This is a genomic window from Arthrospiribacter ruber, from assembly GCF_019343195.1.
GTDB classification, from domain to species: domain Bacteria; phylum Bacteroidota; class Bacteroidia; order Cytophagales; family Cyclobacteriaceae; genus Arthrospiribacter; species Arthrospiribacter ruber.
The window spans coordinates 165,645-179,254 of sequence record NZ_RPHB01000005.1; the positions used below are offsets into that span (position 1 = coordinate 165,645).

Consider the following 13,610-nt stretch of genomic DNA (forward strand, 5'->3'; position numbering starts at 1 on the left):
AACATGTGCCAGATTAACTTAAATAAATACCTCGATCATAATAAGGATTGGGCCAAGAAGCTGTTTGACAGTAATAACAATTATTTTTCGGATTTGACCGAGGGTCAAAGCCCGATAGCTATGCTCCTTGGATGCTCGGATTCCAGGGTGTCACCATCTAAAGTATTGGGCATAGACCTTGGAGAGCTGTTTATTCACCGCAACATTGCCAATGTAGTATCTCACTCTGACCTCAACTTTCTTTCGGTAATGCAATATGCAGTCGAAAATCTAGGCATTAGGAATATCATAGTTTACGGGCACTATGGCTGTGGCGGAATCAAGGCTGCCTACGAGAACAAAAGTAATGGATTATTGGACAATTGGCTGGCCAATATCAAAGATGTCATACGTCATCATAAGGATGAATTGAACAGCATTCAAGATGAGGCTGAGAAATTAAATAAACTGGTGGAGCTGAATGTCTTGGAACAGATAGAAAATATCAAACAGACTTCTATTTATAAAGAAGCCCTTGAGATGGGTATAGAAATCAAGCTTCATGCCTGGGTTTTTGACTTTTCTTCAGGACTGGTTCATGACCTGAAAGCAAGAAGGGAATTGTCCATGCAAGAATGAGATGATTTATTGCTTGGGATAATTACAATGGAGCGTTGTAAGTAAACTTACTTGTCGATCACTTTCATTCTGTCCATTTTATAGTGAATGGCAGCACTGCTTAAATTGTCCAGACTGGAAATCACCTGCTTGAGTACATTGGTCATGGTGGAAATGGGAAACTCCTGATTGTGACTTTTGTATTCGTGGTAAATGTCAGCAATCCAATCATTATATTTTTGGGCATTTTTCCCTATCCAATCAGGTTCATTTACTTCTTGACCTGCTTCTAGGAATCTTTTGATCTGTTGTATCTGTTCGAAGGTATATTGCTTGATCAATTGATGATACTTTCGGGTCAAAGGGTCTTCCATTTCTTCCATCTCTTTGATATTGTGCATAACATCTTTGAGGTCTTTGGCTGCATATACCAAAGTTCTCAGGGTCAGCATAAGAGAAGTCAGTTTCTCTGCGTCCTGTAGGCTAAGATTTCCCTCTTGTAAATCAATATGGTAATTGGTCAATTCATCTTCTAAAAGCTTGATCTGTCGGTATTGCTCCATTAGGTTGACAGGTTGTTGAAGAATCTTTCTCCAGATGGATACCTGATTTTTCTTTTCTTCACTTTCCTTCCATACACTTCCTAAAAATGATATGGTACGGTCAAAAGCAAATTGAATGTCTTTTTCCAATGCAGAAATGGCAATTTCAGGTACTTCCGGACTTACATTTTTGATAAATCTCGAAACTCCCGCAGGCTCTGAAGATATAAATCTATTTTGAAGCCACTTTTCCAATCTGGGTATAAAAGGGAAAAACAGCAATATACCTAAGAGGTTGATCAAAGTATTCAAAAGCACCAATTCCATCAATGGATCCGTAATTTTGAAAACCGACATGGTGATATCTACCAATTGCCTGATAAATACAAAGACCAAAACTCCTGTAATGACATTAAACAAAAGATGGGCAAGTGCCAGCCTTTTCTTATCTGCGGAGCCACCAAGGGATCCAATGGCTACCGTAATAGTCGTTCCAATATTGGCTCCTATGATCAAAACCGCCCCTTCAACAAGACCGATCACCCCGGCATTGATGGAAGACAGGATGATGACTACCATCGCAGAACTGGACTGAATCAAGGCAGTCACCACGATTCCCAACAAAAGGAAAACCCATAATCCATAAGCCTGAAAAGTACTTAAATCTACCTGATCTGCTACGGCTTCAATGGCAGTTTTCATAAAGTCCAATCCCAAAAAGAGAAACCCAAAGCCCATTCCAAAAGCACCGATGTTTTTCAATATAGGTCTTCCCGAACCAAAGATAAATAGCAAACTTCCCAAACCTAGGAAAGGCATGGCAAAACCTGCGACACTCAATTTGAAACCCAATGTTGCTACAATCCAAGCAGTTATCGTTGTTCCTAGATTGGCACCGAGAATCACACCAATGGAGTTTCTAAGGGTAATCACTCCAGCACCTAAAAATGCCAAGACCATCAAAGTAACCAGTGAACTGCTTTGAAGCACGGCCGTGATCAATGCTCCTATCAAAATACCCTTAAGTGAGGTATTGGTAGATTTTTGAAGTAAATCCCTGAAAGACTTCCCTCCTAATTCTTTGATGGCATTTTCCAATTGATGCATGCCCCAAAGGAAGATTCCTATTCCTGCCAAAAACTTCCAGAAATCAAAAATGTCGTTTTCCATAGTTTGGGTGAATGCTTAAACACAATTAAATCAGGTTGGATTATCTGGAATTAAAAATGGTCAGCTTTAGGTTAAGAGAATACTACATTAGCCAGCTTCATGGCTTCTGTCAATTGCTCTTTATCCAGCTCAAGCTTTTCCCCAACTTCTTCCAGAATCTGAATCAGGTTTTCTGTGGCTACATTTCCTATCAACTCATCTTTTGCCATTGGACAACCTCCAAAGCCCTTTAGCGCCCCATCAAATCTGCGACATCCGGCTTCATAGGCAGATACTACTTTGTCTTTCAACTGGTCCGGGTGGGTATGCAGGTGTAGCCCAAACTCGATTTCAGGATAAGCAGATGCATTAATACTGTAAAGTGAACTTATCAGGTCAGAAGTGGCACTGCCAATGGTATCCGCAAAAGAAATAACTTTGATATCCAAATCAGATAGTTTCCCTACAAATTCCGCAACCAAATCAGGAGAATAAGGATCTCCATAAGGGTTACCAAAACCCATACTGAGATAAGTCACCAATGTCCTTCCATTTACCTCACATTTGTTCTGGATTTCTTCTACCGTTTTCAATGCTTCTGCTATGGATTTGTTGGTATTTCTTTGCTGAAAAGTCTCCGAAACAGACAAAGGGAATCCTAAGTAATCAATTTCCTCAAACTGTAAAGCATCTTCAGCCCCTCTTGTGTTGGCCACTATGGCTAGTAACTTGGACCTTGACTTGAACATATCCAATAAGGAAAGAACCTCTGCCGTATCCCTCATCTGAGGAATCGCTTTTGGGCTTACAAAGCTTCCGAAGTCTATGGTATCAAAACCAACCCGCATAAGTTGGTCAATATAAGCTGCCTTAATAGCTGTATCAATAAATTCTGCCCTGCCCTGCATGGCATCTCTGGGACACTCAATAAGTTTGATCATAAAGTGAAGGTAATCTGCCTAGATGTTTTTTCCAATCTGAATCAACTTCAAATGTCCCAAGTGATGCCTGCAATGCCAAGAATAAAGGGCAATGGTCCTTTCCAAAGATATTTCAGATTTCATTTCGGGATGATAAAATGTTCTTTTCAGATCACCTGACTCTAAATTCTCCAAAAGTGCAACCCATCGCTGATGAAGGCCTTCTAAAATCATAAGAGAGGACTCTACGGGAAGGGAATAGTCAATTTGCTCAGCCCACAAATTCTCGTGGTAAGGCTTGATGGTGGGGGTATCCTCAGTTAGCGCCAACTTAAACCTCATGAAGCTGTTGAAATGGCTGTCTGCACAATGGTGTATGACCTGCCGTGCAGTCCAACCTCCATCTCGGTAAGGAGTTTCGAGGCCTTCCTCTCCAAGCCTAAACAACTCACTTTTGACCTGAGCAGGAAAAGCTTTGATGTCCTGAATAAACTGCTTTAGCTGTACAAGAGTATAATTTTCCTCCGGTTCAAACTTGCCTATCGGAAACTTTGGGTCTTGGTTCATGGTCTATAATTTTCCCCAAAAGGTCGTGCTTTTTTTGCCAAACTCAGATGATTTGAAAAAGATTTTTGATTTTGGTCTATTCAAAATTTCTCAGCCACTGACCAATTCTTCAAAATCATCCCTGATATATATCACATTTCTTCCCAGCTCAATCCATTTCTTTTTCTCCAATTGCTTTAACAATCTGGAAATCACCTCTCTGGAGGTTCCCAATTCATTGGCTACTTCCTGATGTGTGGTGTGCAGCTCATTGGTTTTTTGTTGTTTCATTTTCATGATAATGTACCGCATTAGTCGTTCATCCATCCGCTTAAAAGCAACAGCATCCAAGGCGACAAGCATTTCCTGAAACCTCTTCTGATATGTCATGGCAACGAAATCTTTCCACTGCTTAAACTGATCCATCCACTCCTCATGTTTGTGAATAGGAACTCCGAGCAATACGGTTTTCTCTTCGGTGACGGCTTTGATTTCACTTGGCCTACTGGCAGAACAACAGGTAAGAGACAGAGCGCACGTTTCTCCAGGTTCAAGGTAATAGAGAAAAAGTTCTTTACCGTCCTCATCTACGCGAAGAATTTTAATGGATCCTTCCAAGACAATGGGCACCATCTTTATGAACTTACCGGGTTCTGTAATTATTTTTCCGGGCTGAAACTCATGAAGATTCCCTTCTTCCATCAAGGCTTTCAAAAGTGAGGGATCTGTAATCTCAGGCAATGTATTTTTAAGTACTTCTAGGTTCATTCTTTATGAAATTTTTATAAAAATAATGGGGCATTTGACTCAATATAGTAACATAAGTCACAAAGAAAAAGGGACAGTCACACAACTGCCCCTTTTTTACACACCAAACCTACTAAATTAAACACAAAAACCTCCGTCAATCACATGCACTGCGCCTGTGATAAACCTGCTTCTATCTGATGCAAGAAACAAGGCCAAATCTGCTATTTCTTCATTTTGGGCATATCGCCCCAAGGGAATCATCTTTTCAAATCCTGACTTTACTTCACTTCCTGCTCCTGGTGCAAAACCCTCCTCCAAAGAACGCATCATCCTGTTATCTACCGGAGATGGATGAATGGAATTGACACGGATTTTGGATGGGGCTCCTTCAAGTGCTGCCACTTTCATAACACCTATGGTCGCGTGCTTGCTGGCTGTATAAGCCATCACTTGTGCAGTTCCTTTTAACCCTGCCACTGAAGAGGTGATGATTACAGCACCTCCACCACTCTGCTGCATGTGAGGAAAGCCGTATTTCAAACCAAGCCATACACCTTTTACATTGATATCCATTACTTTGTCAAACATCTCCTCAGGGTATTCTGTGAGCGGTTTTACAATCCCTTCATAGCCTGCATTGAGAAATAGTATGTCTATCCTTCCAAATTTGTCTATTGCAAAATCTGTATATGCTTTTACTTCTTCTGCCTTACTGACATCTGCAGCGTAAGTTTGTATTTTTTCATCGGAAAGATCCTGATTGACTCTTCTTAGGTGTTCCTGATTGAGATCCACCAACAATATTCCGGCTGCACCTTCCTCCAAAAACCTCTTTGCTGTAGCCTCTCCTATTCCACCGGCACCACCGGTTATGACTGCATATTTTCCTTTGATTTCCATTCCAATTTGACTTTGATTGAAAACAAATCTAGAAAGTAACGAGGAGATTTAAGGGGATAATAATCAAGTTATTAACTGATTTTTATCAGGGTTTGCTTTAGAAAATATGTGGAGCTTTGTAATTCAAGAAAAACAAACAACCCTAGCCATGAAAAGAATAATTGTTCCCGTAGATTTCTCAGAATATGCTAAAAATGCATTTTTGACTGCCCTTAAAATCGCAGATAAAACCAACAGCAGCATTACCTGTGTAAATGTGGTAGGTTCTGATCTGGATTGGAAAAATCTGACTGAGAAAAAGAAAAATGAGCATCAAAATATCCTTGACGCTGAGTCAGAAGCCAAAGACAAACTAAAAGCCTTTGTTCTGGAATTTAAATCTGGAAATGTACCCGTGGAGACCCTTGTAGAAATAGGGTTTCCAGCCAATGTGATTTTGGATGTTGCATCCCAACAAAAAGCTGATTTAATAGTGATTGGCGCCTATGGAAAAGGTCATACCCAGGAAAAGTTCCTAGGCTCCAATCTTCAAAAAGTAATGAGAGATGCAGAATGCCCGGTATTGGCAGTGAAAAGCCCAATGGATGGTAATTCTTTGAGAAAAATGGCCTTTGCCTCCATGTTTGATGAAGATTCCAGGCCGGCATTTACTAAGATGAAAACTGTACTTAAAGACTTCAAAACCTCTATTCACTTTCTTTATGTCAATACCCCATCTGATTTCATAAACTCAGCTGATGCAAAAAAACAGATGGACAAATATGCCAAAGGATTTGAAGACATGGTCATACACAAGCATATCTACAACCATAAGGAGTCTGAAAATGGTATTGTGGAGTTTGCTGAATCCAATAAAATGGGCTTCATAGGAATTGCTTCTACCAATAGGAAAGGAAAAAATGCTTACCTGGTAGGAGTGACAGACACAATTCTGTACAAGTCCAGTTTACCCGTATTGAGCGTAAAAGTCAATTAATGATCAAATAGAAAAAATTGTTAATCACCCTTCAAAAAACTTAAACTACCCTGATTGTTTCAGGGTAGTTTTTTTTGGTGGAACAACCATTATTTACAACATGATTATCCGCTTACTTACCAGTAGAACCTAAATAATGGAACAAACCTGTAATTTATAGCCAATATCTATTAGTATCGGATTTATATAGGCCCTGATTTAAATTGGTAGTGGTATAATTGCGGATATCCATGTTTTACAATACCCTCATTCATTTCCCACATCTTTCCAACCACATTTTGGCATACCAACTGCCCTTGTTGGCGGCATCTTGTAAATCTTGGCAGCCACTTGGATCATTGGCGTTAATCTTGGCATTTCCCCTCCTTGCAAGGGCTTCCACATGGTCAGGCTTGGCTTTTAAGACTTCATCGAAGTCCTCCACTGCCCAAGTAGAGTGTCCGACAAGCATCCTGACTATCCCGCGATTGTAAAGTGCAGATAGGTTATCGGGATCATATTTCAAACTCATATTAAATGAACCTGCCGCACCAAGCAGGTCACCCTTTTGAGTTCTTGCCATTCCCTGATAGTAATATACCCGTGCGTCTTCAGGCTCCAATCTCTTGGCAATATCAAAAAACTCGTCTGCCTGACGAAATCGCCTGTTTTTGATCAGTGACCTCCCTAACAGAAAAATAATTTCGAAGTCCTCAGGATCTTTTTGTGCTGCCCTCAAAAAATAAATTTCTGCATTGACATAATCCTCCATCTTCCAATACAGTTTTCCGATACCCCCATAAGCCTGGGCATAGTGAGGATCCAACCTTAAAATAGCCTCGTAATCCTGCTTGGCACTCACAAAATCTTCCAACTCCTCAAAGGACCGCGCCCTCATATGTAGGGCTTTGATATCTGTAACATTGATGAAAAGCGCTTTGGAAAACTGTGAGACGGCTTTTTCATAATCCTGCTTCTGAAAATAGTATTCCCCCTCAGTATAGGATCCAAAACAGGAGGAAAGAAAAATCAACGATACGAACACATATAGGTACTTCATTCTTTTTCAAGACTTTATTCAAAACTAATAAAATAAAACTAAAAAACTTACATGATTTCAGATTTTTTGATCTGTAGCCAAATCCAATCTGAAAAATGGGATCGTATATCTTTTTGAACCAAAACAAATATTGTCATGATTAAAAGAATTCTACTCGGAGCGATCTTCCTGATGTTGTTTTTGATAGGAACACTGGCCGTGCACATTTATATGGTAACGAAACCTAAAAGCGGAGCTATACCATCTCTTACAATGAGCAGATTTGATTTCCCCAGCTCTTTAGAGGAAACTACCGGTGAATCAATCAAGGAATTTTTGAAAAACCAAGAAGGAATAAAGGATGTTAGGGTCAATTTTTCTAACGGACACGTCATATGTCTTTATGACCGCCAAAAGCACTCACCTCATGACCTTGTCCTGGCTATCAATAATGAACTGATGCAGGAAGCAAGTCTTTATCAACCTTCAGATGAAATGTTAGCCCAAAGCTGCCCAGCAATAGATAAAAATTCACTGACTTATAAGCTGGGAGCATTTTTCCAGAAGTCCTTTCACAATTAAATTTAATTTAAACTACACAATCATGAAAAAGACCAATCTATGGCTGATGGCAGCCTTACTCATGTTCACCTTTGGCGTAATGTCCTGTGATCGGGACGATACTCCTGAACCTCCGATGACTGATGATCCGGATGATTCCTTTTATGCTACTGCTCTTGGAGGAGAAACTATGGTCCAAGATCCCCTGAATTCAGGAAATATGATAGAACAGGGAATTCTGAATCTAAGAACTGTAGTAATCAATACAGTGACAACTATTGCAACCAACGAAGGAGGAACATACGATGATTTGCAACCCTACTTCTCCGTACTTCTTGCAGAAGTGGGAAGAGATGAAACTTCCGGACTAAATATGCTGGTAATGGATTTTACTGAATTTTTGGCAGAAGCTACAGGTGCCAGAAATTTTGAATATACAGGCCTAAACATGGAAGCGGCCCATGACCCTGCCAGAAATTCCAGGATGAATGGTCTGATCAACAACGCAGATTATGATTTGTTTGTCCAAGCTGTAGTGGAAGGTGCGGCTCAAGCTGGCATCACGTCCAATGAAGTATTAGGACCTGTAGGCGATCTTTTGGAATCTGTAAGAGAACCAATCGTCCAAAGAGCTGATGGAGAAATGCTCGACCTTTATACCAGACTGGGCGGTTCGGGTCTTGTTGCGGACCCTGATAATGAAGGTCAATTGATAGAAGCCGGTTATATCCCATTGAGAGCTGTTGTGACAGAAACAGTTTTGGTAATTGCTACCAATGAGGGTGGAACATATGATAATCTCCTTCCCTACTTTTCAGTTCTTTTGGCAGAAGTGGGTGCCAATGACTTTACAGGGTTCAATGCTCTTGTAGGTGATTTTAGTGATTTTCTTGCCGCCAACATCGGTTCACAAAATATAGAATATACAGGTCTCAATATGGTGGACGCGCACAATCCAGCTGTAAATTCCAGAATGACTGGATTGGTGACAGAAGCGGATTATGACTTATTTGTACAGGCAGTAGTAGAAGCTGCTGTAAACCTGAGTGTACCAGAATCCGTGATCAACGAATTTGGGGGATTGTTGCTCAGTGATGGATTGAGAAGTGCAGTAGTGCAAGGTTAAACAAGTGCTCTATATATCAAAAAAGGAGAATCCAGTTTGGACTCTCCTTTTTTTTTCACAAAACACCCTTTGTACTAGGGAGTTGGTTCAATGCATTTAAATCTCTTTTTACAGCCATTTTGATAGCCCTTGCCAAGCCTTTAAATATGGCTTCGATTTTATGATGTTCGTTATTGCCCTCAGCTTTGATGTTTAGGTTGCATTTCGCCGTATCACTGAATGACTTAAAGAAATGAAAGAACATCTCTGTAGGCATGTCCCCTATTTTTTCCCTTTTGAATTCCGCCTCCCACATCATCCAAGGCCTTCCTCCAAAATCAATCGCTACCTGAGCCAGCACATCATCCATGGGTAAAAGGAATCCATATCGCGAAATCCCCTTTTTATCTCCAAGTGCTTTGAGGTAGGCTTCTCCCAAAGCCAAGGCAGTATCTTCAATGGTATGGTGCTCATCGATGTGCAGGTCTCCCTTTACTTCGATAACCAAATCCACTCCCCCATGCTTGCCCAGCTGTTCCAGCATATGGTCAAAGAAAGGCAGTCCAGTATAAATCTCACATTTTCCGGTTCCATCAAGATTGACGATAATATGAATGTCCGTCTCTGAGGTTTTTCTACGCACCTCTCCTATTCTTTCGGGCATTTTCAGCCTCTGATAAATTTCATCCCAGTCTGTAGTACACAAATCCGCTTCCAAAATACCTTCCCCGATAAAGATGGACTTGCAGCGCAGGTTTTTGGCCAATTGCACATCGGTTTTTCTATCTCCGATCACATAGGAATTGGCCATATCATACTCCCCATTCAAGTAACCTTGAAGCATGTCAATTCCAGGCTTTCTGGTAGGGAGATTTTCATGTTCAAATGACTTGTCGATATGGATGGCAGAGAAGATGATCCCTTCATTCTCTAAGGTTTTGAGCATTTTATACTGTGCCGGCCAAAAGTCTGCCTCAGGAAAAGAGTCTGTGCCTAGGCCATCTTGATTGGTGACCATTACCAACTCATAGTCAGTTTCTTCTGCTATCTTTCTTAAATTGGAAATTGCTTTGGGTACAAACTCCAATTTCTCCAGACTGTCCACTTGAAAGTCCGTAGGAGGCTCTTTGATAATGGTACCATCTCTGTCGATAAACAATACTTTCTTCATAAAAATGAGGTTATAAACGGTTTGATTGATATGTGTTCAAAGCTTCAAGCAAGGCATTATTCTCTACTCTCGTTCCCAGAGAAATGCGTAAGCAGTCCTCACAAAGTTCTACCTTAGAACGGTCCCTTAAAATGATCATTTGATTGATCAAAAACTCATAGACATCTCTGGCCTTCTTCATCTTCACCAAAAGAAAATTGGCATGGGAAGGATAGATTTTTTTCACAAAAACAAATTGAGATAACTTATTTTCCAGAAATACCTTCTCTTCAAATACTTGGTGAACAAGGTCATGGATTTTTTCAGCCTTTTGAAGTGAATCCAATACTTTCTGCTGGGTAAGTCCCGATATGTTGTAAGGAGGCTTTATCAGATTGAGGATGCGGATAATTTCTTCCGAAGCATAAGCCATTCCTATACGGAGATTGGCAAGTCCCCATGCTTTGGAAAATGTCTGCATGACAAGCAGGTTGGGAAATTTATCCAACTCTGTAGTAAAACTCGGCTCATCCGAAAAATCGATGTATGCTTCATCAACCACTACCAATCCGTTAAATTCAGAAAGGATCTGTCTGATTTGATTGCGGTCCATTTTATTCCCACTTGGATTGTTTGGCGAGCAGATGAATATGACTTTACTGTTGGCATCTACTGCATTCAGTATTTCATCAGGCTTAAGTTGAAAGTCCTCGGTCAAAGGGACTTTTTTGATCTCTACATCATTGATGCTTGCGGATACTTCATACATTCCATAAGTCGGGGGCAAAAGGATAATATTGTCTTTTCCCGGTGTACAAAATGCCCTCATCAAAAGGTCAATAGCCTCATCACTTCCATTTCCCAAAAAGATCTGGGATGGTTTTACCCCCTTGATATCAGCTAGTCTTTCTTTAATATCGGCCTGATAGGGATCCGGATACCTATTAAAGCTCTCCCCTGTAAGCGCACCATAAGGATTCTCATTGGCATCCAAAAACACCCCGATCTTTCCCGAATATTCATCACGGGCTGAAGAATAGGGTTTAATGCCCAAAATATGGGGTCTTAATAGTTTTTTCAGGTCAAAGTCCATTTTCAGTTATCTTCTAAATATTTCAACCTGAGGCTAACAGCATTTTTGTGTGCTTCCAGTAATTCATTAGCCGCCATGATTTCTATGGTCGGTCCTAGACTTTTGATACCTTCTTCTGTAATCTTTTGGTAGGTGATCTTTTTTACAAAACTATCTAATGAAACCCCAGAATAGCTTTTGGCATAGCCATAAGTAGGCAAGGTGTGGTTGGTACCGGAGGCATAGTCTCCAGCAGATTCAGGGGTATAATTCCCTATAAATACAGACCCCGCATTGACGATACGGGAAACCACCTCTTCTTCATTACTTACACAAATAATCAAATGCTCTGGAGCATAATCGTTGATCAGCTGTATGGCTTTTTCCTCATTTCCAATGATTACAGTAACAGAATTTTCCAAAGCCCTTTTTGCAATCTCCTTTCGTGGAAGTTCAGCCAATTGCTTTTCCAATTCCTTTTCTACTTTTTCGGCCACCTTTTCAGTACTTGCCACCAATATAACCTGTGAATCCACTCCATGTTCGGCCTGAGAAAGTAGGTCCGCTGCTACAAATGCAGGCACTGCCGAGCTGTCCGCGTAGACCAAAACTTCTGATGGTCCGGCCGGCATGTCGATGGATACTCCCTTTTTTACTGCAAGCTGTTTGGCAGCTGTTACATATTGGTTGCCCGGTCCGAAAATCTTGTCCACCTTGGGAACTGACTCTGTCCCATAAGTCAATGCTGCTATTGCCTGGGCCCCTCCGGCTTTGACAATTTTATCTATTCCAATAAGATCAGCCGTATAAAGGATAGCAGGGTGGATATTGCCTTCTTTGTCCGGTGGGGTACAAAGCACAATCTCTTCGCATCCTGCTATATTGGCCGGAATGCCCAGCATCAGGACGGTGGAAAATAAAGGGGCAGTGCCACCTGGAATATAAAGACCTACCTTTTGAATGGCAATAGATTTTCTCATACAGGTCACCCCAGGCATCACTTCCAGGCTTAGCTCTTCCTGAACCTGAGCTTCATGAAACTTTTTGATGTTCTCTTTGGCCAGAAGAATAGCCTCCTTTAGTTCGTTGGAGACCAATTCTTTGGCTTTGCGCACCTCTTCGACACTGACCATGAGCTTGTCTATCTGTACATGGTCGTATTCCAGCGCAAATTTAATCAGGGCTTTGTCTCCTAGCCTCTTGACTTTGCGCATGATAGGTTTTACTATCTTCTCTATATCCTTGGTTTTCTGAACAGGTCTTTTCAGTGCCTTTTTCCATTCAGATTTGGTCGGATTCAAAATTGTTTTCATAATGATTCATTAAATGATTAATGACAATGGTCCATAGCTACTGCCAATGTGGCAATCAGACAACCATTTTCTCAATAGGAACTACAAGGATTCCTTCAGCGCCTGCAGCCCTCAATTCTTCTATATTCTCCCAAAACTGATCCTCAGCAATCACAGAATGTACAGAAGACCATCCTTCCTGGGCCAGAGGCAATATAGTTGGGCTTCTCATCCCAGGTATCAGGCTGATGATTTTATCTAGTGAATCATTCGGCGCATTGAGTAGCACATATTTATTGGATTTACCTTTTTGAACTGCATTTATCCTGAACAAAAGCTTATCTACAATTTCCAGTTTTTCAGCATCCAGCTTTTTGTTACTGATCAAAACAGCCTCAGATTTGAAAATTGTCTCTACTTCTTTGAGCCCGTTCATCATGAGTGTAGAACCTGAACTTACAATGTCACAGATCCCCTCGGCAAGGCCTATACTTGGTGCAATTTCCACTGAACCGGAAATTTCATGGATTTCAGCATGTACATTTTGCGTCTCTAGATAATCTCCCAAGATTTTCGGGTAAGAAGTCGCAATGTTTTTGCCCTGGAAATAATGAATATTGGTGTAAGATTCACTTTTTGGAATTGCTAGGGAAAGTCTGCACTTGGAAAAACCTAATTTCTTGAGTACGTTGACATCTTTGTCTTTTTCGACAAGCTCATTTTCACCTACTATCCCAAGGTCTGCTACACCATCTGCTACATAGCCGGGGATATCATCATCTCTTAGAAATAGAAATTCTATGGGGAAATTGGTAGAAGTAGACTTAAGCTTACCCGTACCGTTATAAAATTTTATGCCACATTCCTTGATGAGGCTTAAAGAGTCGTCACTTAATCTGCCGCTTTTCTGAACGGCAATCCTAATGATTGAATTCATGAATGCAATATACGTTTAGTATCAAAATGAAATAAATGATTTTGGATAATAGGACTGTATCAAATACCAACAGCCTTCCTTGGGCGATATATAAA

14 protein-coding genes are annotated in these 13,610 nt (G+C 40.7%); 4 read left to right on the forward strand and 10 right to left on the reverse strand.

The genetic code is table 11. The annotated features are described in order from the left end of the window. Positions 1 to 3 precede the first annotated feature (3 nt). On the forward strand, positions 4 to 618 hold the full coding sequence (locus tag EGN73_RS11490) for a carbonic anhydrase (protein ID WP_219289736.1): 615 nt from the start codon (positions 4 to 6) through the stop codon (positions 616 to 618). A gap of 47 nt (positions 619 to 665) precedes the next feature. Here the strand turns inward: EGN73_RS11490 and EGN73_RS11495 are convergent, their stop codons facing one another. From EGN73_RS11495 to EGN73_RS11515, 5 genes are all read right to left on the reverse strand, one after another. Then, positions 666 to 2,309 carry a Na/Pi cotransporter family protein gene (locus EGN73_RS11495; protein ID WP_219289739.1) on the reverse strand — a complete coding sequence of 548 codons (1,644 nt, stop codon included), beginning with the start codon at positions 2,307 to 2,309 and terminating at the stop codon, positions 666 to 668. 71 nt (positions 2,310 to 2,380) lie between these two features. Next, positions 2,381 to 3,229, reverse strand: coding sequence for a hydroxymethylglutaryl-CoA lyase (locus EGN73_RS11500; protein WP_219289741.1), 849 nt, complete (start codon positions 3,227 to 3,229; stop codon positions 2,381 to 2,383). A gap of 18 nt (positions 3,230 to 3,247) precedes the next feature. Beyond that, complete coding sequence (locus tag EGN73_RS11505) at positions 3,248 to 3,775, reverse strand: YfiT family bacillithiol transferase (protein WP_219289744.1); 528 nt, start codon at positions 3,773 to 3,775, stop codon at positions 3,248 to 3,250. A gap of 90 nt (positions 3,776 to 3,865) precedes the next feature. After that, entirely contained in the window at positions 3,866 to 4,522 is a 657-nt protein-coding gene (locus tag EGN73_RS11510; protein WP_219289747.1) for a Crp/Fnr family transcriptional regulator, read from the reverse strand. Between the two features lie 117 nt (positions 4,523 to 4,639). Then, entirely contained in the window at positions 4,640 to 5,404 is a 765-nt protein-coding gene (locus EGN73_RS11515; protein ID WP_219289750.1) for an SDR family NAD(P)-dependent oxidoreductase, read from the reverse strand. A gap of 148 nt (positions 5,405 to 5,552) precedes the next feature. Here EGN73_RS11515 and EGN73_RS11520 point away from each other — a divergent pair, with 148 nt between their 5' ends. After that, positions 5,553 to 6,380, forward strand: coding sequence for a universal stress protein (locus EGN73_RS11520; RefSeq protein WP_219289753.1), 828 nt, complete (start codon positions 5,553 to 5,555; stop codon positions 6,378 to 6,380). Between the two features lie 250 nt (positions 6,381 to 6,630). Here the strand turns inward: EGN73_RS11520 and EGN73_RS11525 are convergent, their stop codons facing one another. Continuing rightward, positions 6,631 to 7,419, reverse strand: coding sequence for a tetratricopeptide repeat protein (locus EGN73_RS11525; protein WP_219289756.1), 789 nt, complete (start codon positions 7,417 to 7,419; stop codon positions 6,631 to 6,633). 135 nt (positions 7,420 to 7,554) lie between these two features. Here EGN73_RS11525 and EGN73_RS11530 point away from each other — a divergent pair, with 135 nt between their 5' ends. Continuing rightward, positions 7,555 to 7,980: a heavy-metal-associated domain-containing protein gene (locus EGN73_RS11530; RefSeq protein WP_219289758.1), complete on the forward strand. Its 426-nt coding sequence runs from the start codon at positions 7,555 to 7,557 to the stop codon at positions 7,978 to 7,980. Between the two features lie 22 nt (positions 7,981 to 8,002). Continuing rightward, complete coding sequence (locus EGN73_RS11535; protein WP_219289759.1) at positions 8,003 to 9,085, forward strand: globin family protein; 1,083 nt, start codon at positions 8,003 to 8,005, stop codon at positions 9,083 to 9,085. Positions 9,086 to 9,140: 55 nt separating this feature from the next. Here EGN73_RS11535 and hisB read toward each other — a convergent pair whose 3' ends face one another. From hisB to hisG, 4 genes are read right to left on the reverse strand one after another with little or no spacing between them, the layout of a single operon-like run. After that, the gene (hisB, locus tag EGN73_RS11540; protein WP_219289760.1) at positions 9,141 to 10,235 is read right to left on the reverse strand and encodes a bifunctional histidinol-phosphatase/imidazoleglycerol-phosphate dehydratase HisB; all 1,095 of its coding nucleotides are present in this window, start codon (positions 10,233 to 10,235) and stop codon (positions 9,141 to 9,143) included. Positions 10,236 to 10,245: 10 nt separating this feature from the next. Then, a complete protein-coding gene (hisC, locus tag EGN73_RS11545) occupies positions 10,246 to 11,307 on the reverse strand; it encodes a histidinol-phosphate transaminase (RefSeq protein ID WP_219289762.1) in 1,062 nt (353 codons plus the stop codon). Between the two features lie 2 nt (positions 11,308 to 11,309). Then, positions 11,310 to 12,599 carry a histidinol dehydrogenase gene (hisD, locus tag EGN73_RS11550; RefSeq protein ID WP_219289764.1) on the reverse strand — a complete coding sequence of 430 codons (1,290 nt, stop codon included), beginning with the start codon at positions 12,597 to 12,599 and terminating at the stop codon, positions 11,310 to 11,312. A 55-nt stretch (positions 12,600 to 12,654) separates the two neighbouring features. Then, the gene (gene hisG, locus EGN73_RS11555) at positions 12,655 to 13,515 is read right to left on the reverse strand and encodes an ATP phosphoribosyltransferase (protein ID WP_219289766.1); all 861 of its coding nucleotides are present in this window, start codon (positions 13,513 to 13,515) and stop codon (positions 12,655 to 12,657) included. Between the last annotated feature and the right edge of the window lie 95 nt (positions 13,516 to 13,610).

Bases quoted from the DNA above. Each gene is read 5' to 3' on its own strand.
- hisD (WP_219289764.1), bottom strand. From the start codon at position 12,599: ATGAAAACAATTTTGAATCCGACCAAATCTGAATGGAAAAAGGCACTG.
- EGN73_RS11525 (WP_219289756.1), bottom strand. From the start codon at position 7,419: ATGAAGTACCTATATGTGTTCGTATCGTTGATTTTTCTTTCCTCCTGT.
- hisB (WP_219289760.1), bottom strand. From the start codon at position 10,235: ATGAAGAAAGTATTGTTTATCGACAGAGATGGTACCATTATCAAAGAG.
- EGN73_RS11530 (WP_219289758.1), top strand. From the start codon at position 7,555: ATGATTAAAAGAATTCTACTCGGAGCGATCTTCCTGATGTTGTTTTTG.
- hisC (WP_219289762.1), bottom strand. From the start codon at position 11,307: ATGGACTTTGACCTGAAAAAACTATTAAGACCCCATATTTTGGGCATT.
- hisG (WP_219289766.1), bottom strand. From the start codon at position 13,515: ATGAATTCAATCATTAGGATTGCCGTTCAGAAAAGCGGCAGATTAAGT.
- EGN73_RS11490 (WP_219289736.1), top strand. From the start codon at position 4: ATGTGCCAGATTAACTTAAATAAATACCTCGATCATAATAAGGATTGG.
- EGN73_RS11515 (WP_219289750.1), bottom strand. From the start codon at position 5,404: ATGGAAATCAAAGGAAAATATGCAGTCATAACCGGTGGTGCCGGTGGA.
- EGN73_RS11495 (WP_219289739.1), bottom strand. From the start codon at position 2,309: ATGGAAAACGACATTTTTGATTTCTGGAAGTTTTTGGCAGGAATAGGA.
- EGN73_RS11520 (WP_219289753.1), top strand. From the start codon at position 5,553: ATGAAAAGAATAATTGTTCCCGTAGATTTCTCAGAATATGCTAAAAAT.
- EGN73_RS11505 (WP_219289744.1), bottom strand. From the start codon at position 3,775: ATGAACCAAGACCCAAAGTTTCCGATAGGCAAGTTTGAACCGGAGGAA.
- EGN73_RS11535 (WP_219289759.1), top strand. From the start codon at position 8,003: ATGAAAAAGACCAATCTATGGCTGATGGCAGCCTTACTCATGTTCACC.
- EGN73_RS11500 (WP_219289741.1), bottom strand. From the start codon at position 3,229: ATGATCAAACTTATTGAGTGTCCCAGAGATGCCATGCAGGGCAGGGCA.
- EGN73_RS11510 (WP_219289747.1), bottom strand. From the start codon at position 4,522: ATGAACCTAGAAGTACTTAAAAATACATTGCCTGAGATTACAGATCCC.